The following is a 25,262-nucleotide window of genomic DNA, read 5'->3' on the forward strand; positions in this document are numbered from 1 at the left end:
GGCGCGGGAGCGGGCGCCGTGAAGCGAAAAGCTCCTAGCAGTCGAAGTACAGCTCGAACTCGAGCGGCGTCGGGCGCAGGCGCGACGGGGCGATCTCGCGGTCGTACTTGAGGCGGATGTAGGTCTGGATGAGGTCCTCGGTGAACACGTCGCCCTCGGTGAGGAAGTCGTGGTCCTTCTCCAGCGCCACGAGGGCGGCCTCGAGGGAGGTGGGGGCCTGCGGGATGTCCTTGGCCTCTTCCGGCGGCAGCTCGTAGAGGTCCTTGTCCACGGGAGCGTGCGGCTCGATGCGGTTCTTGATGCCGTCGATGCCGGCCATCATCATGGCGGCGAAGCCGAAGTAGGGGTTGCCCGAGGGGTCGGGGGCGCGGAACTCGATGCGCTTGGCCTTCGGGTTGGAGCCGGTGATCGGGATGCGGATCGCGGCGGAGCGGTTGCGCTGCGAGTACACCAGGTTGATCGGGGCCTCGAAGCCCGGCACGAGGCGGTGGTAGGAGTTCAACGTCGGGTTGGTGAAGGCAAGCACCGCGCCGGCGTGCTCGAGGATGCCGCCGATGTAGTAGCGGGCGATGTCGGACAGGCCGCCGTAGCCGGACTCGTCGTAGAACAGCGGCTCGCCGTCCTTCCACAGCGACTGGTGGGCGTGCATGCCCGAGCCGTTGTCGCCGGCCAGGGGCTTCGGCATGAAGGTGGCGGTCTTGCCGAACTGGGTGGCGGTGTTCTTGACGATGTATTTGAAGTCCTGCAGGTCGTCAGCCGCGTGGAGCAGGGTGTTGAAGCGGTAGTTGATCTCCTGCTGGCCGCCGTTGCCCACCTCGCGGTGGAAGCGCTCGATCTCGAAGCCGGCCTTGGCCAGGTTGAGGGTCATGGCGTCGCGCACGTCGACGGTCTTGTCGTAGGGCGGGACGGGGAAGTAGCCGCCCTTGACGCGGTTCTTGTAACCGAGGTTCGGGGTGCCGTCGAGCTCGAACTCGCGGCCGCGGTTCCACCAGCCCTCCTCGGACTCGAGGTCGTAGAAGGCCTTGTGGTCGTCCACCTGGTAGCGGATGGAATCGAAGAGGTAGAACTCTGCCTCGGCGCCGAAGAAGCAGGTGTCAGCGATTCCGGTGGAGGAGAGGTACTCCTCGGCCTTGCGGGCCACGTTGCGCGGGTCGCGGGAGAAGGCCTCGTGGGTGAACGGGTCGTTGACGGAGAACTTCACGTTCAGCGTCTTGGCGTCGCGGAACTGGTCCAGCTTCGCGGTGGCGAGGTCTGGCATGAGCGTCATGTCGGATTCCTCGATGGTGGTGAAGCCGCGGATGGAGGAGCCGTCGAACGCGAGGCCCTCCTCGACGACGTCCTCGTCGAACATGGAGGCGGGGATGGAGAAGTGGTGCTCGGTGCCAGGGACGTCGGTAAAACGAACGTCAACGAACTCGACGCCTTCGTCCTGGATGAACTTTTGAACCTCGTCGATATTCTCGAAGGCCACGGTGAAACTCCCTTGGTTGGCGCAATAGAACATGACCAGTCTACAGACGCGCGTGGCCCCGCCAGTACAAAACCAACACACACGCCGTCAGAAAAACTTCACGCCGATCTGCTTGACGACGCCACCCCACGCCGATTCCTCCGCCGCGCGGCCCGTTAGTAGGGTAGGCACCATGGCGAGTAGTGAGCGTGACTGGCGCGGCGGCCCCGAGCTTCCCAACCAGTTCAGAGAAGGCGACGACCCCTACGGCGAGTACCCGGGGCAGAACCTCGGCATGCCGAAGGAGGGGCCGGGGGCGCAGGCGTCGGTGGCGCGGCGCATGGGCGCGGTCCTCATCGACTGGATCATCTGCCAGATCGCGGCGTCCCTCATCACGATGAACACGCACGCGCTCGGCGACACTCCAACGCTCGCCCTGCTGCTCTGGCTTGTCATGGGCATCCTCTGCGGCTGGCTCTTCGCCCGCACCCCGGGCATGGCCGTGCTGGGGATGGGGGTGGCCCGGCTGGACAAGCCGGGGGAGCGCATCGGCTTCGTCCGCGCGGTGCTGCGCACGGTGTTCACCATGTTCATCCTGCCGGCGGCGCTGGTGGACCCGAACGGCCGCGGCATGCACGACCGCGCCACCGGCACGACGGTCATCCGGACCTAGCCGGCACCGGCCGGGCTGAGCCGGGCCGTTTTACTTGCCCTTGCGCTCCTGCATCCGGCGCATGCGGCGGTTCATGCCGGCCATGGACTGGGCCTGGCGCGGCATGGGCCCGCCTGGCAGCCCGGCGGGGCGGTTGCCCTGCGAGCGGGCATCCATCGCGTCGAGCTTGGCGGACATGGAGTAGACCTCGTCCTTCTTGTAGTTCTTCGGCAGCTTGAGCAGCGTCTTCTGCAGGTCGCGGACCTGGGTTTCGCCCTCGCCGTCGCCGACGTAGACCTCGTGCACCGGCACGCCCGCGAGCAGGCGGTCGACCCGCTTGGCCTCGCGGTCCATGAGCTTCTTCACCCGGCCGTGGTTGCCCTCGCCGACGAGCACGACGCCGGGGTTGCCCACCACGCGGTGCACCACATCCATCTGCGGGGAGGCCGCGACGGAGACCTTGGTGATCCACGCGATGCCCATCGTGCTGCGCATGTTCTCGAGCGTCCACGCGGCGGCGCCCGGCTGGTTGCCCACCTCCTCGTACATCGAGTTCTCCAGGCGGCGGCTGAACAGCCACATCGCCAGGACGAACCCGACGAGCATGCCGAGGACCAGCATGAACCACTCGCCGCCCCAGAGCATGCCGATGAGGAAGAACACGGCGGCCATGCCCAGGATGCTCAGCAGCATGAGCGGAATCAGCTTCGGGTCCCGCTTGCGCTGGAGGTTGAATGCCTGCCACACCTGCTTGCGGGTGTTGCTGCGCTGGGCGCGCTTCGCCTCGCGCTGTTCCTTCTTCACGGACTTCGCATCTGCCATGGTCACCACTCTATTGCACCGGGTTGAAATGGGAAAAAGCGGCCGCGCTCCGAAAAGCGCTGCCGCTTCGCGACGCCCCGCGGGCGCCTACAGGTAATCCACCTGCGCGTTCAGGTGCAGCTTCTCCGGCTTGGAGGCGCTGCGCAGCTGCAGGCCGGTCGAGGCCCCCTCGGCGGTGGCCCAGGCGGCGACCCGGGTGGGCACGACGACGGGCTTGTGGAACTCCACCGAGTAGCGCAGCGCGCCGCCCAGCTTGCCCTCCAGGAGCTGGAGCACCGAGGCCGCGGAGAACATCCCGTGGGCGATGACGCCGGGGAAGCCGAAGGCCTTGGCGCCCAGGTTGGAGGTGTGGATCGGGTTGGCGTCGCCGGAGGCGGTGACGTAGGCGCGGACGTTGTCGCGGGTCCACGTCCACTGCGCGTTGGCGGCGTGGTCGGGGACCTCCGGCTTGGGCAGGAGTCGGGCGTCGTCAAGCCCGCGGGTCGTGATCGCGGTGGGCGCGCCCTTGGCAAAGGACGTGCCCTGCGAGAGCATGGTCGCCGTCTGCGTCCACACGGGCTCCGCGCCGTCGGTGAGGACCTCGGTGACGATGTCGATGAGCAGGCCCTTGCGGTGCGGGCGGAGGTCCTCCCCGCGCGTGCGCACGGTGAAGGTCTCGTCGATGCGCAGGGCGCGCTTCTGCTCGATGACATTGGCCACGTGGACTGCCCCAACGGGGGCGAAGGGGAAGTCCGGGCGGCTCATCAGCTCCATGGTCAGCGGGAACCCGACGACGAAGAAGTAGGTCGGGGGCAGCTCGTTGCCGAGGCGCAGGCCGGTGGCGCTGGTGTAGGCGGCGAGGTCTGCCGGGTCGACGGTGACCCCGCGGACCTCGAGGCGCGAGGTCGGGTCGTTGTCGGCGACGTGGGTGGTGCCCACGACGGGCGCCATGCCGGTGACGATTGTGCGCATCACCTTGCTCAGGTCGGGGACGGCGCCCAGGACCTCGTAGGACGGGGTGGTTGCTTCAGTCATGTGGATTTACGCTCCGAGGATGCTCTGGCCGCAGACGCGGACGGTGTTGCCGTTGACGGCGGTCGAGGAGGTGGCGGCGAAGTAGGCGACGGTCTCGGCGACGTCGACGGGCTTGCCGCCCTGCTGCAGGGAGTTGGCGCGGCGGCCGATCTCGCGCGGGCCGGTCGGCATGGCGGCGGTCATGTCGGTCTCGATGAAGCCGGGGGCGACGGCGTTGATGTTGCCGCCGACGGCCGCGAGGCTGTCCTTCAGCGAGTCGACCAGGCCGATCACGCCGGCCTTCGTGGTGCCGTAGTTGGTCTGGCCGCGGTTGCCCGCGATGCCGGAGGTGGAGGACACACCGATCACCGCGGGCTTGTCGCCGAGGGCGCCCAGCTCGATGAGCTTCTCGGTGATGCGCACCGGGGCGACCAGGTTGATGTTCTGGACCATCTTCCAGCGGGACTCGTCCATGTTGGCGAGCAGCTTGTCGCGGGTCACGCCGGCGTTGTGGACGACGATGTCCACCTTCTGCTTGTAGCGCTCCTCGGCGTGCTTGGCGATCTCCTCGGCCGCGTTCGGGTTGGTCACGTCCAGTGGCAGGGCGGTGCCCTTGACGCGGTTGGCGGTGGCGGTCAGGCCCTCGCCGGCCTGCGGGATGTCGATGCAGATGACCTTGGCGCCGTCGCGGGCCAGGGTCTCCGCGATGACCGCGCCGATGCCGCGGGCGGCGCCGGTGACCACCGCGAGGCGGCCGGCCAGCGGCTGCTCCCAGTCAGCCGGGGCGGTGGAGGCGGCGTTGGTGACGCGGATGACCTGGGCGTCGACGTAGGCGGACTTGCCGGAGAGCAGGAAGCGCAGGGTGGACTCGACGCCGGAGAAGTTCGCGGAGTCAATCGCCGGGTCCACGTACACCAGCTGCACGGTGGCGGCCTTGCGCATCTCCTTGGCCAGGGAGCGGGTGAAGCCCTCGAGCGCCCGGGCCGCGATGCGCGCGTCGGTGTCGTCGAGAAGCTCGGGCGTCGTGCCGATGACGACGACGCGGGCGTTGTCGGTGACCTTGCGCATCTGCGGCTGGAAGAAGTCGAAGAGTTGCTGGAGCTGCTCGGGGGCGGTGATGCCGGTGGCGTCGAAGACGATGCCGGCGCGGGGGGTGTCGGCCTCGGGCTTGAGCAGCTTGTACGGGCCCTCGAGGGTGGAGGTCAGCGCCTCGACGAGGCGACCCTGGCCGCCGACGACGACGGGGCCGTGGAGCAGGGGCTCACCCTGCTTGTAGCGGCGCAGGGGGTAGCCCTGGGGCACGCCGGCCTTCGCGGCGAGCGGGGAGTTGATCAGCTGTTCCATGAAGCTCTTCTTTGCCACGTCTTTCTCCTTTTCCGTTCCCCTTTTTGCGGTGTGCTGCGGGGGTTCTGGTTGTAAATTAGTAACTAAGGCTACCAATTTGTTTCGTTCGTGATGTAGCTTACAATACACCGATAAGTGTAATGTGCGGTACATCGATAATCCATCGAATTCGGTTATCCGCGTACCCGCGCAACCCCCACACTTCACCCCGAACAAGTAAGGACTACAGACCGTGAATCAGCCCCGCAAGGTCGCCATTCTCGGCGGCAACCGCATCCCCTTCGCCCGCTCCAACAAGGAGTACGCGAACGCATCCAACCAGGACATGCTCACCGCGGCCATCGACGGACTCGTCGCGCGTTACGGCCTGCAGGACGAGGAACTCGGGCAGGTAGTCGGCGGCGCCGTGCTCAAGCACGCCCGCGACTTCAACCTCGTGCGCGAGTCCGTGCTCGGCTCCGCCCTTGCTCCCACCACCCCCGCCTTCGACCTGCAGCACGCCTGCGGCACCAGCCTGACCTCCGCCGTCCAGGTCGCCGACGCCATCGCCCTCGGCCGCATCGAGTCCGGCATCGGCTGCGGCACCGACACCACCTCGGACGCCCCACTGGCCGTCAACGACGAGCTGCGCAAGACCCTCATCAAGGCGTCCAACGCCAAGAAGCCGCTCGACCAGGTCAAGCTCCTCGGCTCCGTGCGCCCCGGCCAGCTCGCCCCCGAGCAGCCGCAGAACGGCGAGCCGCGCACCGGCCTGTCCATGGGTGAGCACGCCGCCATCACGGCCCGCGAGTTCGGCATCACCCGCGAGGCGCAGGACGAGCTCGCCGCCGCCTCCCACCAGAACCTGGCCAGGGCCTACGACGCCGGCTTCTTCAACGACCTCGTCACCCCGTTCCTGGGCGTGCAGCGCGACACGAACCTGCGCCCGGACTCCACCGCGGAAAAGCTCTCCACGCTCAAGCCGGTCTTCGGTAAGAAGGACGCCATCCAGCACGGCGCGACCGCCACCATGACAGCGGGCAACTCCACGCCGCTCACCGACGGCGCCGCAGCCGTCCTCCTCGGCTCCGAGGACTGGGCCCGCGAGCACGGCCTGGAGGCCCAGGCGTGGATCGTGGACTCCGAGATCGCCGCCGTCGACTTCGTCAACGGGCGCGACGGCCTGCTCATGGCGCCGACCTACGCCGTGCCGCGCCTGCTCGAGCGCAACGGCCTGAGCCTGCAGGACTTCGACTTCTACGAGATCCACGAGGCCTTCGCATCCCAGGTCCTGGCCACCCTCAAGGCGTGGGAGGACGAGACCTACTGCCGCGAGCGCCTCGGCCTCGACGCCCCGCTCGGCTCCATCGACCGCGCCAAGCTCAACGTCAAGGGCTCCTCGCTGGCGGCCGGCCACCCCTTCGCCGCCACCGGTGCCCGCATCCTCGCCACCGCCGCCAAGACCCTCGTTGAAAACGGTGGCGGCCGCACCCTCATCTCGGTCTGCGCCGCCGGCGGCCAGGGTGTCGTCGCGATCATCGAGCGTTAAACCCGAAAGGAACCCCACCATGTCTACCCCCACCAAGGACAACATCCCCTCCACGCCGGTGACCGGCGAGGTCACCGACCGCGTCGACGGCGGCAGCGTGGACCAGAAGAAGGTCGACGCCAAGCCGGAGAAGAACCAGCCGGCCACGCTGCCGTCCACCCCCGACGAGGCTGCGATCGAGGGCCTGGCGGACCTCCTCGACGGCAACTACCGCGCCCGCAAGGACGCGATCCGCCCGCTGCTCAACAACGCGGACTTCCTGCCGAAGATCGACGGCACCCTCGACGAGATCCGCGCCGACAACCTGGAGAACGTCCAGGCCATCGCCGACTCGGGCAACATCCAGGGCTCCTTCTCGCCGCTCAACGGCGGCGACGGCGAGGTCGCCGCGGGCGTGTCCTCCCTCGAGCTGATCGCCCAGATCAACAACTCCGCCTGCATCAAGTCGGGCGTGCAGTTCGGCCTGTGGGGCGGCGCCGTGGACGCTCTCGGCACCGAGCGCCACATCGAGTTCGCTCAGGGCGCGATGAACCTGTCCAAGCTCGGCTGCTTCGCCATGACCGAGATCGGCCACGGCTCCAACGTCCAGCAGATCGAGACCACCGCGACCTACGACCCGGAGACCAAGGAGTTCATCGTGAACTCCCCGACGCCGGGCTCGAAGAAGGCCTACATCGGCAACGCCGCCCGCGACGGGCGCTGGGCCGCCGTCTTCGCGCAGCTCTACACCCCGGACTCCGAGGAGTCCAAGGGCGTGCACTGCATCATCGTCCGCATCCGCGAGAACGACGGGTCCGCGGTTGAAGGCGTGACCTGCTCCGATCACGGCCACAAGGGCGGCCTGCTCGGCGTGGACAACGGCATGATCATGTTCGACAACGTCCGCGTCCCGCGCGAGAACCTGCTCAACCGCTTCGCCGACGTCTCCGAGGACGGCACCTACATTTCCTCGATCGAGTCGAAGAACCGCCGCTTCTTCACCATGCTGGCCACCCTCGTGCGCGGCCGCCTCGGCGTCGGCGCCTCCGCGGCCGGCGCCGCCCGCGCCGGCCTCGCCATCGCGGTGAAGTACGCCAACATCCGCCGCCAGTTCGAGGCCGGCGAGGCGGGCCAGGAGTCCCGCCTGATCGACTACCGCGCCCACCGCCGCCGCCTGCTCATCCCGCTGGCCAAGTCCTACGCCCTGGCCGTGTTCCAGAACAAGCTCCTGGACCGCTTCCAGGAGCAGACCGACGCCATCATCAGCGGCCAGTGGAACCCCGCCGACCCGACCGACGAGCAGGACCGCGCCGGCCGCGAGATGGAGACGCTCGCCGCCATCTTCAAGGCGACGGCCGCGACCCACGCCAACAAGACCCTCCAGGAGTGCCGCGAGGCCTGCGGCGGCGCCGGCTTCATGGCCGAGAACCTGCTCACCACCTTCCGCGCCGACGTGGACGTCTTCACCACCTTCGAGGGTGACGACACCATCCTGCGCCAGCTGGTGGGCAAGAACCTGCTCACCGCCTACGGCAAGGAAGTCTCCGAGCTCTCGCCCTTCGGCATGGCCCGCTTCGTGGCCTCCAACGTCGGTGACATCCTCACCCGCCGCTCCGGCATCGCCGCCGGTGTGCAGACCATCCAGGACCGCGTCAGCGGCACCGGCTCGCTCTTCGACGCCGAGACCCAGCTGCGCGTGGTGCAGACCCGCGAGGAGCAGGTGCTCAACTCCCTGGTCCGCCGCGTCCAGGTCGCCCGCAAGATGGATCGCGACGAGGCAGCCAAGGTCATCGACCGCTCCCAGGACCACCTCCTCGCCGCCGCCGTGGCCTACGGCGACCGCATGATGGTCCAGGCCATGATCGAGGCCGAGGAGAAGCTGCCCGCCGACTCCCCGGCGCGCCCGGTCTTCGAGCAGATCCGCCACCTCTTCGTGCTGGACACCATCACCACCTACGGCGACTGGTACCAGGAGCACAACGTGCTCACCTCCGGCCGCATCAAGGCGGCCAAGGCGGCGGTCAACGACCTCGTTGACTCGCTCGGCCCCTGGTCCGAGGTGCTTGTCGACGCCTTCAAGATCCCCCAGGTGGTGCTCGACCGCCCGATGATGACAAACGGCGGCACCGACCTGAGCTAACGGGTCTCCCCGCCGCACAGGAAAGCCCTCGCCCGGACTACCGGGCGAGGGCTTTTGTGGCGTCGAGAGGCGAGCTAGCGCGTCGTCACCGGCGTGTCCTGCGAGGGGCCGTACTTGCTCAGCAGGGTCGAGGCCTCCTGCGCGGTGTCGCCCTGGGAAGTCTCGGCGAGGTGAGCCAGGTTCTCCGGCAGCTCGCGGCCGCGGTGCTTCATCGCCTCCACGTAGAGCTTGCCCGCGCGGTAGGAGGAGCGCACCAGGGGACCGGACATGACGGCGCCGAAGCCCATCTCATAGGCCGCGTCGCGGTACTCGATGAACTCCTCCGGCTTGACCCAGCGCTCGATGGGGTGGAACTGGGGGCCCGGGCGCAGGTACTGGGTGATCGTGATGATGTCCGTGCCCGCGTCGACGAGGTCCTGCAGAGAGGAGAGCACCTCCTCGCGCGTCTCGCCCATGCCCAGGATGAGGTTCGACTTGGTGATCAGCCCGAAGTCGCGCGCCTGGCGGATCACGTCGAGCGAGCGCTCGTAGCGGAACGCAGGGCGGATGCGGCGGAAGATGCGCGGCACCGTCTCCACGTTGTGGGCGAAGACCTCCGGGCGCGCCTCGAAGACCTCCTGCAGCAGGTCCGGCTTGCCGGAGAAGTCGGGGGTGAGGTTCTCCACGCCGGTGTTCGGGTTGAGCTCGTGGATCTTGCGCACGACCTCCGCGTAGAGCCAGGCGCCCTCGTCCTCGAGGTCGTCGCGGGTCACGCCCGTGATGGTGGAGTAGTTCAGGTTCATCTCCCGCACCGACTCCGCCACGCGCAACGGCTCGCCGCGGTCCAGCGGCTCCGGCTTCGCGGAGTTGATCTGGCAGAAGTCGCAGCGCCGCGAGCAGTTCGCGCCGCCGATGAGGAAGGTCGCCTCGCGGGACTCCCAGCACTCGTGGATGTTGGGGCACCCCGCTTCCTGGCACACCGTGTGAAGGGAGGCACCCTTCACCTTCTTTTTCATGTCCTCGTACTCGGGGCCCGTCTTCACCGCGTTGCGGATCCAGCGCGGCTTCTGCTCGATCGGGGTCTGGGCGTTGCGCATCTCCACACGCAGGAGCTTGCGGCCTTCAGGTGCAACAGTCACGCCCTCTACCGTAACGCTCTTGTCAAGCAGAGTCGAAAAGGCCTAGCGGGGGCTTCGGCGCAGCCCCTTGGAGGGGTCGGGGGCCGAGCCGAACGTGTGGTCTGCCACGGCGAGCTCGCCGGCGAGGGCGCGGTCGAGGGCGCCGATGAGCGGGGCCTTCAGCTCCGAGGTGGGGACCTGGCGGCCGAGCTCGAGGCTCATGGTGGTCACGTCGGCGTCGTCGATGCCGCAGGCGATGATGTGGCCGTAGGCGTCCAGCGAGTTGGAGCAGTTCAGCGACAGACCGTGCATGGTCACGCCGCGGGTGATGCGGATGCCCAGGGCGGCGATCTTGCGGTCGCGCGTCGGGGCCGCCGGGTCCTTCGCGGGCGTCGCGGCGGGCACCCACACTCCGGAGCGGCCGTCGATGCGCCCGGCGGAGGCCACGCCCGCGGTGCGCACCGCCGCGATGATGGCCTCTTCGAGGCGGCGGACGTAGTCCACCACGTCGACGGGTTCGGCCAGCTTCACAATGGGGTAGACGACCAGCTGGCCCTCGCCGTGCCAGGTGATGCGTCCGCCACGGTCGACCTGGACGACGGGGGAGCCGTCGTTGGGCAGGTCGGAGGGCTGGGTGCGCTTGCCCGCCGTGTAGGTGAAGGGGTGCTCGAGGACCAGGACGGTGTCGCCCACCTCGTCGCGGCCGCGCTTGTCCGCCAGCTCCGCCTGCATCGCCCAGGCCTCCTGATAGTCCACGAGCCCCACATCGCGCACGTCGAGAGGCGCCTGTGAGGCTCGGATGGACTTGTCGGCGGGGAAGAAGGGTTCGCGCGGGGTTGTCATGCCCCACACCTTAGTCCCGGGTTCGGATGCCGTTCTGCTCGGCGTACTCGTCGGCGGTGAGCAGCGGGCCGACCTCAGAGACCTCCACCTCGAACAGCCAGCCCTCGCCGTAGGGGTCGTTGTTGATCAGCTCGAAGTTGCCGTCGATCCCCTCGTTGACGGCGGTGACGGTCCCGGTGACCGGGGCGTAGAGGTCGGAGACGGACTTGGTGGACTCGACCTCGCCGCAGGTCTCGCCCGCGGTGACCTCGTCACCCACCTGCGGCAGCTCCGCGAAGACGACCTCGCCGAGGCGGTCGGCGGCCACGTCGGTGATGCCCACGCGGACCTTTGCCCCCACGGCAGCGTCCGGGGTGGAGTTGATCCACTCGTGGTCCTCTGAGTAGTAGTAATCCTGCTGCAGTGCCATGGCTAGGCGTCCTTTCGTTTGTAGAAGGGGGTCTCACTGATAGTAAACGGATAACGGCGTCCGCGGATGTCGATTTCCACGGCCGTGCCGACCTCGGCGTGCGCCGGGTCGAGGTGCGCCAGCGCCACCGGGTGGCCCAGGGTGGGGGAGGGCTGGCCGGAGGTGACCACGCCGATCTTCTCCTCGCCCAGGTAGACCTCCGCGCCCTCGCGGGCGGCGCGGCGCTGCTCCGAGGTCAGCCCGGCGATGACCACCGAGGGCTCGCGCCCGGCCAGGGCGGCCTTGCCCACGAAGTCCGCATCCTTCTTCGCGAAGGCCCGGCCCATCCCGGCCTCGACGGGGGTGATCTCCGCGCTCAGCTCGTGGCCGTAGAGCGGCATCGAGGCCTCGAGGCGCAGGGAGTCGCGGGCGGCCAGGCCGCACGGGGTGCCGGAGCCGATGACGGCCTCCCACACCTTCGGGGTGTCGGCGAAGCTGGCGAAGAGCTCGAAGCCGTCCTCGCCGGTGTAGCCGGTGCGGGCGACGACGACGTCGATGGAGCCGAGCTTCATCTCCGCCGCGGAGTAGTAGGGGAGGTCGCCGGGGGTGCCGTCGAGAAGCGGTGCGATGACCTCGAGCGAGCGCGGGCCCTGCACCGCGACGAGGCCGATTTCCTCGCTGCGGTTGCGCAGCTCGGCGTCGAAGCCCTCGGCGCGGGCCTGGAAGGCGGCCCACACCGTGGCGGTGTTCGCTGCGTTGGGGACCACGAGGAAGCGGTCCTCGGAGAGGCGGTAGGTGATGAGGTCGTCGAGGATGCCGCCGTTGTCGTCGACGATCATCGAGTACTTCGCCTTGCCCACCTTCAGGTTGGAGATGGAGGAGATGAGCGCGTAGTCGAGGAAGGCGCCCGCCTCGGGGCCGGTGACCTCGATCTCGCCCATGTGGGACAGGTCGAAGATGCCCACGTCCTCGCGCACGGCGCGGTGCTCCTCGAGCTCCGAGCCGTACTTCAGGGGCATGGTCCAGCCGCCGAAATCGGTGAACGAGGCGCCGAGGACCTCGTGCGCGGCCTTCAGGGGTGATTCGGGCATGTGGTGTCCTTTACTTCTTGTTCTCTTCGGTCACGGTCACGTCGACTTCCTCGACGGCCTCGGGCTCCATGTCGAAGGCCTCCGGGGGCGGGCAGGAGCAGACCAGGTTGCGGTCGCCGTAGGCCTCGTCGATCCGGCGCACCGGCGGGAAGTACTTGTGGTGGATCAGCCCGTCGACCGGGTAGGCGGCCTGCTCGCGGCTGAACTCGTAGGGCCACTCGGAGCGGGTGACGCTGTAGGCGGTGAAGGGGGCGTTGTGGACGACGGACTTCTCGTACTCGATCTTCCCGTCGGCGATCTCCTGCGCCTCCGCGCGGATGGAGCGCATCGCCTCGACGAAGCGCTTGAGCTCGGCGAGGTCTTCCGACTCGGTCGGCTCCACCATGAGGGTGCCGGCCACGGGGAAGGCGAGGGTGGGGGCGTGGAAGCCGTAGTCGACGAGGCGCTTGGCGACGTCCGTCGCCGTCACCCCCGACTCCTTCGCGATGCCGTTCAGATCGAAGATGCACTCGTGGCCGACCAGGCCGTTCTCTCCGGTGTAGAGCACGGGGAAGGAGTCGCCCAGCTCGCGGGCCAGGTAGTTGGCGCCGAGCACGGCGTGCTCGGTGGCGGCCTTGAGCCCGGCGGCGCCGCTCATGGCGATGTACGCCCAGGAGATCGGCAACACACCGGCGGAGCCGTAGGTTGTCGAGGAGATGGGCACGCCCTCGCCCACGGGGACCTCGGAGCCCGCGTCCTCGCGGGAGACCTGCGGGTCGGCGGGGAGGAAGGGCACGAGGTGCTCGGCGACGCCGATCGGGCCGACGCCGGGGCCGCCGCCGCCGTGCGGGATGGTGAACGTCTTGTGCAGGTTGAGGTGGCTGACGTCGCCGCCGAAGTCGCCGGGCCGGGCGATGCCGGTCAGCGCGTTCATGTTCGCGCCGTCGATGTAGACCTGCCCGCCGGCGGCGTGGACCTTCTCCGAGACGGTCTGCACCGTGTCCTCGTACACGCCGTGGGTGGACGGGTAGGTGAGCATGATCGCTGCGACGTGCTCGCCGTGCTCGGCGAGCTTCGCGTCCAGGTCCTCGAGGTCGACGGAGCCGTCTGCGGCGGTCTTGACCACCGCGACGCGCAGGTTCGCCAGCGTGGCGGAGGCAGCGTTGGTGCCGTGCGCGGAGGCCGGGATGAGGCAGATGTCGCGCTCGGTGTCGCCGTTGGCCACGTGGTAGCGGCGGATCGCGAGCAGGCCCGCGAGCTCGCCCGTGGCGCCCGAGTTCGGCTGCACGGAAACCGCGGCGTAGCCGGTGAGCTCGACAAGCCAGTCCGTCAGCTCCCCGATGAGCTCGCGCCAGCCGGCGGTGTACTCGTCCGGGGTGAAGGGGTGGACGTTGGCGAAGCCCGGCCACGTGATCGCCTCGAGGCCGGCGGTGGGGTTGAGCTTCATGGTGCAGGAGCCCAGCGGGATCATCGTGCGGTCCAGCGCGAGGTCCTTGTCGCCCAGGGCGCGGATGTAGCGCATCATCTGGGTCTCGGAGTGGATCTTGTTGAACACCTCGTGGGTGAGGAAGTCCGTGGTGCGCGCGAGCCCCTCCGGCAGGCGGTCCCCGGCTTCGGCCGGGGTGCCCCCGAACGCTGCGGCCAGCGCCGCGACGTCCGCGTCCTCGGTGTCCTCGCCGAAGCTGACCACCACGGTGTCCGCGCCCACGGCGCGCACGAGGTAGCCCTCATCGGCCAGGGAGCGCTTGATCTCGGCGGCGCGGCCCGGAACCTCGACGGCGACGGTGTCGAAGAAGTGGTCGTGCTTCACGGTGCCCTCGGTCACGGCCGCCGCGAAGCTGGCCGCGCGGCCGTGCACGGTGCGCGCGATCTCATTCAGCCCCTCCGGGCCGTGGTAGACGGCGTACATCGAGGCGGTGACCGCGAGCAGGGCCTGCGCGGTGCAGATGTTCGAGGTGGCGCGCTCGCGGCGGATGTGTTGCTCGCGGGTCTGCAGCGCCAGGCGGTAGGCGGGGTAGCCCTCCGCGTCGACGGACACGCCCACCAGGCGGCCCGGCATCTGGCGCTTGAGCTTGTCGGTCACCGCCATGTACGCGGCGTGCGGGCCGCCGTAGAACAGGGGCACGCCGAAGCGCTGGGTGGTGCCCACCGCGATGTCCGCCCCGAGCGTGCCTGGCGCCTCCAGCAGCGTCAGGGCGAGGATGTCGGCGTCGACGGCGACAAGCCCGCCGCGCTCGTGGATCGCCTCGATGACGGGGCGCGGGTCGACGACGTCGCCCTCGGTGCCCGGGTAGGCGACGACCGCACCGACGAGGTCCTCCCCGACAACGCCCTCGGCGAGGTTGACCACCTCGACCTCGAGGTCGATCGCGCGGGCGCGCTCCGCGGCGACGGCGATGACCTGGGGGTGGAGTCGGGCGTCGAGAAGCACGCGGCGGCCCTTGCGCACGGCGCGCGACATGAGGCCGATGGCCTCGGCGGCGGCGGAGGCTTCGTCGAGAAGCGAGGCGTTCGCGACGGGCAGGGCGGTCAGGTCCTCGACCATGGTCTGGAAGTTCAGCAGGGCCTCGAGGCGGCCCTGGGAGATTTCGGGCTGGTAGGGGGTGTAGGCGGTGTACCAGCCGGCGTCCTCCACGACCCCGCGGCGGATCACCGGAGGGGTGAGGGTGGAGGAAAAACCCTGGCCGTAGAAGGCCTTGAGAACGGTGTTCTTGCCGGCGAGCTCGCGCAGGCGGTTCTGCGCCTCGGCCTCCGTCAGGGGCTCCGGCAGCTCAATGGCCTTCGTGGCCTTGATCCCGGGAGGCATCGCCGCGTCGACCAGCGCCTCCACACTGTCGTATCCCAGTGCCGCGAGCATCTCCTCCTGCTCTGCGGCGTCGGGACCGATGTGGCGGGAAATGTAATCCAAGACGAACTCCTTGCGTTGCGGGGAGAGATTCACATGTCAGTGTATCGGCCCGCCCGACACTCCGAAGCGAGATCGCTTGTCGACGCCCCACCGCCCGCCCCGGCCGTGGTTGGGCGCGCATAAAAATGTCGGCGCACGGAAAACGGGGCCCCGGAGGCGCGTGTGTCGCGTCCCCGGGGCCCCGTTCAGCGGTAGCTCCGCCCGTTCTGCCTTAGAGGTCCAGGTCGGCCTCGAAGTCGCCGGACTCGATGCGGTCCTTGATGGTGGACACGAAGCGGCCGGCGTCGGCGCCGTCGACGAGCTGGTGGTCGTAGGTGAACGGCAGGTAGCACATCTGGCGGATGGCGATGGAGTCGATGCCGTCCTCGGTGACGATCACCGGGCGCTTCTCGATGGCGGCGGTGCCCAGGATGCCCGCCTGCGGCGGGGTGAGGATCGGGGTGTCCAGCAGGGCACCCTCGGAGCCGATGTTGGTCACCGTGAACGTCGCGCCGGAGAGGTCGTCCGGGCGCAGCTTCTTGCTGCGGGCGCGCTCGGCCAGGTCCGCGATGGCCTTGGCGATCTCCGCGAGGCTCAGGTCCTGGGCCTTCTTGATCACCGGGACGAGCAGGCCGCGCTCGGTGTCCACCGCGACGCCGATGTTGACGTCGGAGTGGTAGGTGATCTCCTTTGTCTGCGCGTTGTAGGACGCGTTGACGTTCGGGTGGGAGACGAGGGCCTCCGCGGCGGCCTTGACGAAGAACGCCAGGTAGGTGATGTTGACCTGGTGCTTCTCCTGGAACTTCGGCTTGACCTTCTTGCGCAGCTCGGCCACGCGGGTGACGTCGACCTCCTGGACGTGGGTGAGCTGGGCGGTGGAGCGCAGCGAGTCGACCATGGTGGCGGCCGTGATCTCGCGGATGCGGTTGACTCGCTGGGTGGTGCCGATGAGCTCCTGCTTGGCCGGGTCCACGGACTTGGTGGACCAGTTGGAGCGCCCGCCCTTCGCCGCCTCCGGGGCGGCGGCCTCGGCCTGCGGGGCGTCGCCCTGGGCGGCCGCGAGGACGTCCTGCTTGCGGATGCGGCCGCCTACGCCGGTGCCCTCGATGGTGTTCAGGTCAACGCCGTGCTTGTCGGCCAGCTTGCGCACCAGCGGGGTGACGTAGGGGACCTTGTCGCCGCGGTTGTCGAGCTTCCCGGACGTCGCGCCGGCGTCCTCCTTGGCGTCGGTCTCCGAGCGCTCGTTGGCGGCGGAGCCCTTCTCCTCCTTGGCGTCGTCAGCCTTGGCCTCCGGCTTGGACTCCTTCTTCGGGGCCTCCTTGGGCTCTTCCTTCGGCGCCGGCTTGGACTCCTCCTTCGGCGCGTCCTCGGTGGTGCTGCCGGAGGAGGCGGCGGCCGCGTCACCGATGCGCGCGATGACCTGGCCGACGTCGACGGTGTCGTCCTCCTCGGCGAGGATTTCCAGGATGGTGCCCTCGACCGGCGAGGGGATCTCGGTGTCGACCTTGTCGGTGGAGACCTCGAGCAGCGGCTCGTCGACCTCGACCATGTCGCCGACGGACTTCAGCCAGGTGGTAATGGTGCCCTCGGTGACGGACTCGCCGAGCTCCGGCATCTCCACGTCGACGGACTCGCCCGAGCCCTTCTTGTTGGTGGCGGAGTTCTTCTCGGCGGACTTCTCCGGCGCGTCGAGCGGGTTGTCGCCCTCGCCCTCGGCGGAGTTGTCCTCGGTGACCTCCTCGTCGGCGTCCGCCACGCTTTCCTCGCCCGGGGCGTCGTTGGATGCGGCGGAGCTGGCTGCGGCGGAGGCGTCGCCCACGCGGGCGATGACGGCGCCGACGTCGACGGTGTCGTCCTCCTCGGCGAGGATCTCGACGAGGGTGCCGGCCACGGGGGAGGGAATCTCGGTGTCGACCTTGTCGGTGGAGACCTCGAGCAGCGGCTCGTCGACCTCGACGGTGTCGCCGACGGACTTCAGCCAGGTGGTGATGGTGCCCTCGGTGACGGACTCACCCAGCTCGGGCATCTCGACGTCGGTGGTCTCGCCGGAGGCGGCGGGCTTGGCTTCCTCGGCGTCCGCGTCCTTCTTCGCCTCGGGCTGCTCGGCGGTCTTGTCTGCCGCTTCCTTCTCCTCGGAGCCCGCGGAGTCGTCGGAGTCCCCGGCGGAGGCGGGGGCCTCGCCCTCCTCACCGATAATGGCGATGACCTCGCCCACGTCGACGGTGTCGTCCTCCTCGGCCTTGATCTCGAGCAGGACGCCGGAAACCGGGGACGGGATCTCGGTGTCGACCTTGTCGGTGGAGACCTCGAGCAGCGGCTCGTCGACCTCGACGGTATCGCCGACGGACTTCAGCCACGTGGTAATCGTGCCTTCGGTGACGGACTCGCCCAGCTCGGGCATCTCTACGGAGTGAGCCATGTTTTTCTTGTCTCCTCGGTTCATTTTCAAGCGGAAGCTACAAAGCCTTAGCGTACCTTCTCGGTGCAAACCGCGTTGTGGCTGGCCCCGTAAGATGAACGAGGTGTTCAACATCTTCGGCAACCGGAAGTTCTCGTCCTCGCTGCGCCCGCCGCGCGCCCCCGGCGACACGATCCGCCAGGAGGACGCCGCCTACCTGAAGCAGTGGGCCGCGGGGCGGACCTTCGTGGAGGGCTACATTGAGCCGGAGACGGTGGTCAACGAGATGTCGGTTGTCCTCGTCGACGCCGACGGGGAGTTCATGCGCCGCCGCATCGGTGGCCCCAAGGGCATCCACGCGGTGGCGAAGCTTTTGGGCATCGCGCTTTACGACGTCGAGGAGACCGGATACCCCGAGCGCATGCGCAAACGGATGGAGCGCGAGCGCATCCTGCGCAAACGCGCCGAACAGAAGAAACGCCGCGCCCGTTTCGAGCGCGGCGAGAGCCCCTACGGGCCCTAGGTTCAAGCAGGCCTTCCTTAGTCGGGCCTAGGCGAGGCGGGTGAGCGCCTCGACGATCGTGCGCACCGGGGCGCCGGTGGCTCGCTTCGGGGTGTAGCCCCACGCGCCCTTGGTGTTCCACGCCGGGCCGGCGACGTCGATGTGGACCCACTGCGTGTCCTCCGCGACGAAGCGGGAGAGGTAGAGGCCCGCGAAAAGCATCCCGCCGGTGCGCGCGTTGTGGACGTTGCGGATGTCCGCCACGGGCGAGGTGAGCTCCTCCTCCTGCTCCTCGAGCAGCGGCATGGCCCAGGCGGCCTCGCCGACCGAGCGGCCGATGTCGGCGACGCGGTCGCGGAACTCCTCCGAGCCCATCACGCCGGCGGTGCGGTTGCCCAGCGCCACCAGCTGAGCGCCGGTGAGCGTCGCCGTCTCGATGAGGTAGTCGGGCTCGTCCTCGCTGGCGCGGGCGATGGCGTCGGCAAGCACGAGGCGGCCTTCTGCGTCGGTGTTGAGGATCTCGGAGGTGATCCCGCCGTAGTGGGTGATCACATCGCCGGGGTGGGAGGCCGTGCCCGAGGGCATGTTCTCGGCCAGCGGGACCCACGCCTCGACGCGCACGCCCAGCTCCAGGCGGGCGGCGGCGCTGATCGCGGCGACGACGGCGGCCGAGCCGCCCATGTCGGAGATCATGTCCTCCATGTTGGAGGCGGGCTTGAGCGAGATGCCGCCGGTGTCGAAGGTGATGCCCTTGCCCACGAGGGCGACGGTGGTGTCGGCGCCGGCGGGCTCCCAGGCGAGGTGGACGAGCCGGGGCGGGCGCGCCGAGCCCTTGCCCACGGCGAGGATGCCGCCGAAGCCGTTCTCCTCGAGGTAGTTCTCGTCGAAGACCTCGACCTTCAGTCCCGACTGGCCGGCGATCTCGCTGATCACCTCGGCGTACGACTCCGGGTAGAGGAAGTTCGCCGGGGTGTTGACCAGGTCTCGCGCGAGCAGCGTGGACTCCGCGGCGACGACGGCGCGGGCGTACTCGGCGCGCGCGGATTCGGAGTCCTCGGCGACGACGTTGATGCGGGTGGTGGCGGTCTCGTCGCGGGGGTTCTCGCCCGGGTTCTTCAGGCCGGTGAAGGAGTACCCGCCCAGCAGCAGGCCCTCCGCAATCGGGCGCAGGCCGAACTCGGTGGTGACGGTGGCGCGCTCGACGCCGGTGAGGCTGCGCGCGAGGACTCCGGCGCAGCGGCGCACGACGTCCTCGTCGATCTCCTCGGCATCGCCGAGGCCGAAGGCGATGACCATGGTGGCGTCGCGAAGCACTCGGGTGACCTCACCCTCCTTGCCCGTGGCCCCCAGGACCTCGAGCGACTCGAGCAGGCCCTCGGTGGCCAGCCCGGTGACGGGGATCTCGATCCCGTCGTCACCCCGCGTCACCGGGACGAGCGCGACGCCGGGGTCGGTGGGAACCGAGGGGACGAGCTCGAGGTGCAGGGTTTCTCCCCGGGCGGGGAGGGACAGGTCGAAGGGAGTGGCTTTCACTGTGAACATTCTCACCTTTCTTGATCTTGGATTGCTGATATCGCTCCACGCTACCTTCCGCGGCAGCCCGCGCCGCGCACAGTGCAAAGCGTGGGATCCTTATCCCATCATTCGGGCGGGGAGTAAGGTTGGCGCCATGACCTCACCGCACTTCGCACTCACCAAGAACAACACCCCCCGCACCACGCAGCAGCGCGAGGAGATCCTCGCCAACCCCGCGTTCGGCCAGGAGTTCACCGACCACATGGTCTCCATCGACTGGGATCGCGAGAACGGGTGGCACAACGCCCAGGTGAGGCCCTACGAGATGATCTCCCTCGACCCGGCCACCAACGTCTTCCACTACGGCCAGGCCATCTTCGAGGGGCTCAAGGCCTACCGCCATGCGGACGGCTCCATCTCCACCTTCCGCCCCGAGCAGAACGCCCGCCGCATGCAGCGCTCCGCCCAGCGCCTGGCCATGCCCGAGCTGCCGGAGGAGCTCTTCGTTGAGGCGCTGCGCCAGCTCGTCACGGTCGACCAGGACTGGGTCCCCGCCCCCGGCGGGGAGGCCTCCCTCTACCTGCGCCCCTTCATGATCGGCACCGAGAAGACCCTCGGCGTCAAGCCCTCGAGCACCTACTCCTTCTACGTCATCGCCTCCCCGGCGGGCGCCTACTTCGCCGACGGGGTCTCCCCGGTGAGCGTTTGGATCTCCGAGGACTACGTCCGCGCCGCGCCGGGCGGCACCGGCGACGCCAAGTTCGCCGGCAACTACGCCGCCTCCCTGCTCGCGCAGGCGGAGGCGGAGCAGCGCGGCTGCGACCAGGTCGTCTGGCTCGACGCCATCGAGCGCAAGTACATCGAGGAGATGGGCGGGATGAACCTCATGTTCGTCCGCGGCTCCGGCGCCGAGGCCAGCCTGATCACCCCGGCGCTGTCCGGGTCGCTGCTGCCCGGCATCACCCGGGACTCCCTGCTCCAGGTCGCGCTCGACCTGGGCTACACCGCGCAGGAGCGCCAGATCACCGTCGACGAGTGGCGCGAGGGCGTCGAGTCCGGCGAGATCACCGAGACCCTCGCCTGCGGAACCGCCGCCGTGATCACCCCCGTCGGCCGGGTGCTCAGCAACGGCGGCGAGTTCACAGTGAACAACAACGAGCCGGGCGAGGTGACGATGAAGCTCCGCGAGCGGCTGCGGGGCATCCAGCAGGGCGAGGTCGACGACGCACACGGCTGGAACGTCACGCTAGTCGGCGCGTAGGCTCGCGACCTCGTCGCCCACCATCTCCGCCGCGCTGTTGAGCAGCGGCAGGGCCATAAGCGCCCCGGCGCCCTGGCCCGTCGCCATGTCGAGCGCCATGAGCGGGGTCAGATCCAGCGCCTTGAGGCAGACCTGCTGGCAGGGCTCGGCGCTGAGCTGCGCGGCGGCCAGCCAGTGCCGGGTGCCGGGGGCGAGGCGCTCCGCCACGTAGGCCGCGACGGTGGTGTAGGGGCCGTCGATGAGCAGCGGCGTGCGGCGCGCGGCCGCCTGGGCGATGAGCCCGGCGAGCGCCACGAAATCCGGGGCCGAGATCGACGCGAGGACGCGGGGGACATCCTCGCGGAAGCCGCGGACGCGGAACATCGCGTCGCGCACCGCGGCGGTCTTGACCTTCCACACGTTGTCGTTGATCCCGCTGCCGCGGCCCACCGCCGCCACGGGCTCGGTGCCAGTGAGTGCGCCGAACACGGCCGCCGCGACCGTGGTGTTGCCCACCCCGATGTCGCCCGGGACGATGAGGTCCGTCCCGGCGTCGACCTCCTGGTCCGCGAGCTCCCGGCCGCGCGCCAGCGCCGCGTCGAATTGTTCGGGCGTCATGGCGTCCTCGACGTCGATGGAGCCGGTGGGGGCGTCGAGCCAGTCGTCGACAAGCCGCACCGCGCAGCCCGCCGAGCGCGCCGCGACGTTGACCGGGCCTCCGCCCGCCGCAGCCTCCGCCACCTGGGCCGGGCCGGAGGCGGGGGAGTGGGCCGAGACCCCGCGGCGGGCGACGCCGTGGTCGCCGGCGAAGATCAGCGCGTGCGGGCGCGCGAAGGGGGTGGGAACCTCCTCGCCCCGGCAGGCGGCGATCCAGGCCCCGAGCTCGCCGACGCGGCCGAAGGAGCGGCCCCGCACCGACGTGGCCAGCGCGGCGGAAACGCGGCCGGCGATGCCGAGGTCGGGGGAGTCGACGGCGGGGAAGAGGCCCGAAGCGTGATCAGACACCAGCTGCGCTCCCGCCTAGACCTTCGCGCCCAGTTCCACGCGCGGCTTGGGCGAGCGCCAGCTGCGCGGCTGGCTCGCGCGCGAGAAGGCGTACATGCCCAGCCCGAAGCCGTGGTCGGTGCTCTCCGGGAAGCGCTCGCGCACAGCCTTGTTGGCGCGGACGCCGATGAACACCGCCTCGCCCACGATGGCCAGCATGAAGACGAGCGAGAGAAGCGAGAGAACGGCAGAGACCTGCGGCACGAACGTGCCCACCAGCATGACCACGAGGAGCACCAGGGCGGCGGGCATGACGTAGTTGTTGAAGAAGCGCCGCGCGTCGACCCAGTCGCGCACGAAGCGGCGGACCTCGCCCTTGTCGCGGTCGAAGACGTAGCGGTCGTCCCCGGCGTCGATACGCGCCTGCAGCTCCTTGTTGGCGCGGCGGGCCTCCTCCCGCTGGCGGCGCTTGTGCTCCTTCCACTCCTCCTTGGACATGGACTTCTTCAGTTCCTTGTCCCGCTGCCGCTGCTGTGCGGGGGTGAGGGCGTCGGGGTCGCGCCGCACGCCGCGCTTGATCTCCTGTTCCTGGCGCTTCGGGGTGGGTCGGCCCTTCGGCGGGGTGTATCCCTTGGGGAGCTTCGCCTGCGGCTGCTCGATCGGGGCGGTGACCTTCGTGGAGCCGCCTTCCTCGCTGGGCGCCTCGGGTGCGGGCGCGTCGGATTTCTGCCACGGTTTCTTCACGCCCCTTAGGCTACAAGCTTGCTCGGACACGCAGGGAATATCCCCCGGCGGTGGCGTGTTGCGTGACGTAGCGCGGGTTGGGCCTTCGACCTCGTCCGGAGGGGAGGAGTAGTCTGGTCCGCACACGAGACAGTCGTTCTGTACGCGCGTTCCGCACGCGGTGCGAACGCCGCGCATCTTACAAGCAAGTCACAGGCAAGGAGTTTTCATGACTGCACCGACCTCCGCAACGGGTGTCACGCTGACCGACGCGGCAGCCGCCAAGGCGAAGGCGCTTCTCGACCAGGAGGGCGCCACCGACCTCTCCCTGCGCATCGCCGTCCAGCCGGGCGGCTGCGCCGGTCTGCGCTACCAGCTCTACTTCGACGACCGCGAGCTCGACGGCGACAAGGCCGACGAGATCGGCGGGGTCCGCCTCGTGGTGGACAAGATGAGCGTGCCCTACCTGATGGGCGCGAAGATCGACTTCGCCGACACCATCGAGCAGCAGGGCTTCACCATCGACAACCCCAACGCCGGCGGCTCCTGCGCCTGCGGCGATTCCTTCAACTAAGCTTCGGCACCGCTTCACGACGACACCCCCGGCGCCTCCCTCATCGAGGGCGCCGGGGGTGTTTTCGCGTCCGCGTCCGGGCGGCTAGAGCGTGACGGGGTACTGCTTGCGCTCGATCTTCGGGTCGATGCGCTTTTCCACGAAGATGCCGTGCCAGACCATGAAGGCGAGGACGGTCCAGAGGCGGCGGGAGTGGTCGCTCACGCCGTCGCGGTGCTCCTTGAGGATCTCGAGGACCTCCGCCTTGTTGAAGATCTTCTCGGTCTGCGACTCGTTGATGGTGTCCTGCGCCCAGCCGAAGAGCTCGTCGCCGGCGAGCCAGTGGCGCATCGGAACGGGGAAGCCGAGCTTCTTGCGGTGCAGTACGTGGGCGGGCACGATCTGCTCCATCGCCTTGCGTAGGGCGTACTTGGTGGTCCCGTGGGCGATCTTCTGGTCGAAGGGGATCGTCTGGGCTACCTCGAAGACCTCGCGGTCGAGGAAGGGCACGCGCAGCTCGAGGGAGTTGGCCATGTTCATCTTGTCGGCCTTGACCAGGATGTCACCGCGCATCCAGGTGAACAGGTCGAGGTTTTGCATGCGCGCGACCGGGTCCATCTCGGTGGAGGCCGCGTAAATCGGGGCGGTGACCTCGCGGTGGTCCCACTCGCGCTTCGCCCACGGCAGGACCCGCTGGAGCTGCTCGAAGTTGAAGGAGCGGGCGTTGCCGTAGTAGCGCTCCTCCATCGGGGTGGTGCCGCGCTCGAGCAGGCTCTTGCCCTTCATCCCGTCGGGCAGGACCCGGCTGAGCTTGTTGAGCCCACGGTTCAGGGGGGTCGGCAGCTTCTCGAAGGGCGCCAGGGACAGCGGCTCCTTGTAGATGGTGTAGCCGCCGAAGAGCTCGTCGGCGCCCTCGCCGGAGAGGACAACCTTGACGTGCTTGCGGGCCTCGCGGGCGACGAAGTAGAGGGGGACGAGGGAGGGGTCGGCGACCGGGTCGTCGAGGTACCACATGATCTCGGGGATCGCGTTCGCGTACTCCTCGGGGGAGACGATCTTCACGATGTGCTCCACCCCAATCGCCGCGGCCGATTCCGCCGCGACGTCCACCTCGGAGTAGCCCTCGCGCTCGAAGCCCGTGGTGAAGGTGAGAAGGTTCGGGTTGTGACGCTTGGCCAGCGTCGCGATGGCGGTGGAGTCGATCCCACCCGAGAGGAAGGATCCGACGGTGACGTCCGCGCGCATGTGCTTCTCGACGGAATCCTCCAGCGCCCTGGCGATCCGGTCGTACAGGTCCTGCTCGGCGCCCTTGGTGACGGGGGTGGGGCGGAAGTGGGGGCGGAAGTAGCGGTCGGACACCACCTCGCCGCCGGGGGAGAGGGTGACCGTGGAGCCCGATTCCACGCGCCGGATCGCGGCGTGCAGGCTCTCCGGCTCGGGCACGTACTGCAGGTCGACGTAGTGCTCGATGGCGCGGCGATCAAGCTCCAGGCCTAGACCGATCTGCTCGGCCATCTCGAGAATCGACTTCTTCTCGGAGGCGAAGACGGTGCCCGCCGCGGTGGTGGCGTAGAACAGCGGCTTGATGCCGAAGGGGTCGCGCGCCGCGAACATGGTGCGCGTCTCGGTGTCCCAGATGACGAAGCCGAACATGCCGCGCAGGTGGTTCACCACGTTGGCACCCCAGTGGTGGTAGCCCACGAGGATGGGCTCGCCGTCGCCCTCGGTGTTGAAGGCGTAGCCGGCGGCCGACAGCTCCTCGCGCAGCTCAACGTAGTTGTAGATCTCCCCGTTGAAAGTCAGCGCGTAGCGCTCCGGGTTGTCCGCGGGACCCCAGCGCAGGGGCTGGTGGGAGTGCTCGATGTCGATGATGGCCAGCCTGTTGAAGCCGAACACGGCGTCGGAGTCGCTCCAGGTCCCCGCGGCGTCCGGGCCCCGGTGGTACATGCAGGGCAGGGCCGATTCGATGGCGCCCACGTAGTTGTGGCCGTCGCCCCTGGCGGCGAGCATTGCGAGAAGACCGCACATCTTTTTAGAAACCTCTCCTATATATAAGGACGCGGTCCGCCCGCGGGCGGGCGGGGCCGCGAAGTGCTCCCTCAACAATAGGGTTTTCGCCCTCCTGCCCGCTAACCGGAGGAAGGTATTTTGCTT

Annotated in this window: 20 protein-coding genes; 6 read left to right on the forward strand and 14 right to left on the reverse strand. The window is 69.0% G+C overall.

What is annotated here, in order from left to right; all coding sequences use genetic code 11:
- Window positions 1-34: 34 nt before the first annotated feature.
- Window positions 35-1,504, reverse strand: coding sequence for a type I glutamate--ammonia ligase (gene glnA / locus DYZ02_RS10145; protein WP_220272206.1), 1,470 nt, complete (start codon window positions 1,502-1,504; stop codon window positions 35-37).
- A gap of 139 nt (window positions 1,505-1,643) precedes the next feature.
- Between glnA and DYZ02_RS10150 the strand changes: the two genes are divergently transcribed.
- On the forward strand, window positions 1,644-2,123 hold the full coding sequence (locus DYZ02_RS10150) for an RDD family protein (protein WP_115686138.1): 480 nt from the start codon (window positions 1,644-1,646) through the stop codon (window positions 2,121-2,123).
- 30 nt (window positions 2,124-2,153) lie between these two features.
- Here the strand turns inward: DYZ02_RS10150 and DYZ02_RS10155 are convergent, their stop codons facing one another.
- The 3 genes from DYZ02_RS10155 to DYZ02_RS10165 all read right to left on the reverse strand — a co-directional run bounded on the left by DYZ02_RS10155 (window position 2,154) and on the right by DYZ02_RS10165 (window position 5,279).
- Window positions 2,154-2,924 carry a DUF4191 domain-containing protein gene (locus DYZ02_RS10155; RefSeq protein WP_115686139.1) on the reverse strand — a complete coding sequence of 257 codons (771 nt, stop codon included), beginning with the start codon at window positions 2,922-2,924 and terminating at the stop codon, window positions 2,154-2,156.
- An 87-nt stretch (window positions 2,925-3,011) separates the two neighbouring features.
- Window positions 3,012-3,938 (reverse strand): MaoC family dehydratase, encoded by a 927-nt coding sequence (locus tag DYZ02_RS10160; RefSeq protein ID WP_115686140.1) that lies wholly within the window; start codon window positions 3,936-3,938, stop codon window positions 3,012-3,014.
- 6 nt (window positions 3,939-3,944) lie between these two features.
- Window positions 3,945-5,279, reverse strand: a complete 1,335-nt coding sequence (locus DYZ02_RS10165; RefSeq protein ID WP_115686141.1) for a 3-oxoacyl-ACP reductase — start codon at window positions 5,277-5,279, stop codon at window positions 3,945-3,947.
- A gap of 214 nt (window positions 5,280-5,493) precedes the next feature.
- Between DYZ02_RS10165 and DYZ02_RS10170 the strand changes: the two genes are divergently transcribed.
- Window positions 5,494-6,789 carry an acetyl-CoA C-acetyltransferase gene (locus DYZ02_RS10170; RefSeq protein WP_115686142.1) on the forward strand — a complete coding sequence of 432 codons (1,296 nt, stop codon included), beginning with the start codon at window positions 5,494-5,496 and terminating at the stop codon, window positions 6,787-6,789.
- Window positions 6,790-6,808: 19 nt separating this feature from the next.
- On the forward strand, window positions 6,809-8,908 hold the full coding sequence (locus DYZ02_RS10175; protein WP_115686143.1) for an acyl-CoA dehydrogenase family protein: 2,100 nt from the start codon (window positions 6,809-6,811) through the stop codon (window positions 8,906-8,908).
- A gap of 74 nt (window positions 8,909-8,982) precedes the next feature.
- Here the strand turns inward: DYZ02_RS10175 and lipA are convergent, their stop codons facing one another.
- The 6 genes from lipA to sucB form a co-directional block, all read right to left on the reverse strand.
- Window positions 8,983-10,026 (reverse strand): lipoyl synthase, encoded by a 1,044-nt coding sequence (lipA, locus tag DYZ02_RS10180; protein WP_115686144.1) that lies wholly within the window; start codon window positions 10,024-10,026, stop codon window positions 8,983-8,985.
- 42 nt (window positions 10,027-10,068) lie between these two features.
- The gene (gene lipB / locus DYZ02_RS10185; protein ID WP_115686145.1) at window positions 10,069-10,848 is read right to left on the reverse strand and encodes a lipoyl(octanoyl) transferase LipB; all 780 of its coding nucleotides are present in this window, start codon (window positions 10,846-10,848) and stop codon (window positions 10,069-10,071) included.
- 10 nt (window positions 10,849-10,858) lie between these two features.
- Entirely contained in the window at window positions 10,859-11,257 is a 399-nt protein-coding gene (gene gcvH / locus DYZ02_RS10190) for a glycine cleavage system protein GcvH (RefSeq protein ID WP_115686146.1), read from the reverse strand.
- A gap of 2 nt (window positions 11,258-11,259) precedes the next feature.
- Window positions 11,260-12,327 carry a glycine cleavage system aminomethyltransferase GcvT gene (gene gcvT, locus DYZ02_RS10195; RefSeq protein ID WP_115686147.1) on the reverse strand — a complete coding sequence of 356 codons (1,068 nt, stop codon included), beginning with the start codon at window positions 12,325-12,327 and terminating at the stop codon, window positions 11,260-11,262.
- A gap of 10 nt (window positions 12,328-12,337) precedes the next feature.
- The gene (gcvP, locus tag DYZ02_RS10200) at window positions 12,338-15,214 is read right to left on the reverse strand and encodes an aminomethyl-transferring glycine dehydrogenase (protein ID WP_115686148.1); all 2,877 of its coding nucleotides are present in this window, start codon (window positions 15,212-15,214) and stop codon (window positions 12,338-12,340) included.
- A gap of 211 nt (window positions 15,215-15,425) precedes the next feature.
- The gene (gene sucB / locus DYZ02_RS10205; RefSeq protein ID WP_115686462.1) at window positions 15,426-17,612 is read right to left on the reverse strand and encodes a 2-oxoglutarate dehydrogenase, E2 component, dihydrolipoamide succinyltransferase; all 2,187 of its coding nucleotides are present in this window, start codon (window positions 17,610-17,612) and stop codon (window positions 15,426-15,428) included.
- Between the two features lie 103 nt (window positions 17,613-17,715).
- On the opposite strand from sucB, the gene DYZ02_RS10210 reads away from it, so the two are divergent.
- Window positions 17,716-18,114, forward strand: a complete 399-nt coding sequence (locus DYZ02_RS10210) for an oxidoreductase (protein WP_181896958.1) — start codon at window positions 17,716-17,718, stop codon at window positions 18,112-18,114.
- A 27-nt stretch (window positions 18,115-18,141) separates the two neighbouring features.
- Here the strand turns inward: DYZ02_RS10210 and DYZ02_RS10215 are convergent, their stop codons facing one another.
- Window positions 18,142-19,635 (reverse strand): leucyl aminopeptidase, encoded by a 1,494-nt coding sequence (locus DYZ02_RS10215; RefSeq protein WP_115686150.1) that lies wholly within the window; start codon window positions 19,633-19,635, stop codon window positions 18,142-18,144.
- A gap of 127 nt (window positions 19,636-19,762) precedes the next feature.
- On the opposite strand from DYZ02_RS10215, the gene DYZ02_RS10220 reads away from it, so the two are divergent.
- Entirely contained in the window at window positions 19,763-20,869 is a 1,107-nt protein-coding gene (locus DYZ02_RS10220; protein ID WP_115686151.1) for a branched-chain amino acid aminotransferase, read from the forward strand.
- Here DYZ02_RS10220 and DYZ02_RS10225 read toward each other — a convergent pair.
- On the reverse strand, window positions 20,855-21,853 hold the full coding sequence (locus DYZ02_RS10225; RefSeq protein WP_115686152.1) for a nicotinate-nucleotide--dimethylbenzimidazole phosphoribosyltransferase: 999 nt from the start codon (window positions 21,851-21,853) through the stop codon (window positions 20,855-20,857). The genes DYZ02_RS10220 and DYZ02_RS10225 overlap by 15 nt on opposite strands.
- A 15-nt stretch (window positions 21,854-21,868) precedes the next feature.
- Window positions 21,869-22,576 (reverse strand): DUF3043 domain-containing protein, encoded by a 708-nt coding sequence (locus tag DYZ02_RS10230; RefSeq protein WP_245945775.1) that lies wholly within the window; start codon window positions 22,574-22,576, stop codon window positions 21,869-21,871.
- Window positions 22,577-22,784: 208 nt separating this feature from the next.
- Between DYZ02_RS10230 and DYZ02_RS10235 the strand changes: the two genes are divergently transcribed.
- Window positions 22,785-23,129 (forward strand): HesB/IscA family protein, encoded by a 345-nt coding sequence (locus DYZ02_RS10235; protein WP_115686154.1) that lies wholly within the window; start codon window positions 22,785-22,787, stop codon window positions 23,127-23,129.
- Window positions 23,130-23,213: 84 nt separating this feature from the next.
- Here DYZ02_RS10235 and asnB read toward each other — a convergent pair whose 3' ends face one another.
- Complete coding sequence (asnB, locus tag DYZ02_RS10240; protein ID WP_115686155.1) at window positions 23,214-25,136, reverse strand: asparagine synthase (glutamine-hydrolyzing); 1,923 nt, start codon at window positions 25,134-25,136, stop codon at window positions 23,214-23,216.
- Window positions 25,137-25,262 lie beyond the last annotated feature (126 nt).

This window comes from Corynebacterium senegalense (assembly GCF_900411315.1).
In the GTDB taxonomy this organism is placed as follows: domain Bacteria; phylum Actinomycetota; class Actinomycetes; order Mycobacteriales; family Mycobacteriaceae; genus Corynebacterium; species Corynebacterium senegalense.

What these genes read in the sequence shown, in the direction of transcription:
- DYZ02_RS10175 (WP_115686143.1), top strand. Translation starts at nt 6,809, where the DNA reads ATGTCTACCCCCACCAAGGACAACATCCCCTCCACGCCGGTGACCGGC.
- glnA (WP_220272206.1), bottom strand. Translation starts at nt 1,504, where the DNA reads ATGTTCTATTGCGCCAACCAAGGGAGTTTCACCGTGGCCTTCGAGAAT.
- DYZ02_RS10220 (WP_115686151.1), top strand. Translation starts at nt 19,763, where the DNA reads ATGACCTCACCGCACTTCGCACTCACCAAGAACAACACCCCCCGCACC.
- DYZ02_RS10160 (WP_115686140.1), bottom strand. Translation starts at nt 3,938, where the DNA reads ATGACTGAAGCAACCACCCCGTCCTACGAGGTCCTGGGCGCCGTCCCC.
- DYZ02_RS10235 (WP_115686154.1), top strand. Translation starts at nt 22,785, where the DNA reads ATGACTGCACCGACCTCCGCAACGGGTGTCACGCTGACCGACGCGGCA.
- lipB (WP_115686145.1), bottom strand. Translation starts at nt 10,848, where the DNA reads ATGACAACCCCGCGCGAACCCTTCTTCCCCGCCGACAAGTCCATCCGA.
- gcvT (WP_115686147.1), bottom strand. Translation starts at nt 12,327, where the DNA reads ATGCCCGAATCACCCCTGAAGGCCGCGCACGAGGTCCTCGGCGCCTCG.
- asnB (WP_115686155.1), bottom strand. Translation starts at nt 25,136, where the DNA reads ATGTGCGGTCTTCTCGCAATGCTCGCCGCCAGGGGCGACGGCCACAAC.
- DYZ02_RS10150 (WP_115686138.1), top strand. Translation starts at nt 1,644, where the DNA reads ATGGCGAGTAGTGAGCGTGACTGGCGCGGCGGCCCCGAGCTTCCCAAC.
- DYZ02_RS10155 (WP_115686139.1), bottom strand. Translation starts at nt 2,924, where the DNA reads ATGGCAGATGCGAAGTCCGTGAAGAAGGAACAGCGCGAGGCGAAGCGC.
- sucB (WP_115686462.1), bottom strand. Translation starts at nt 17,612, where the DNA reads ATGGCTCACTCCGTAGAGATGCCCGAGCTGGGCGAGTCCGTCACCGAA.
- DYZ02_RS10215 (WP_115686150.1), bottom strand. Translation starts at nt 19,635, where the DNA reads ATGTTCACAGTGAAAGCCACTCCCTTCGACCTGTCCCTCCCCGCCCGG.
- gcvH (WP_115686146.1), bottom strand. Translation starts at nt 11,257, where the DNA reads ATGGCACTGCAGCAGGATTACTACTACTCAGAGGACCACGAGTGGATC.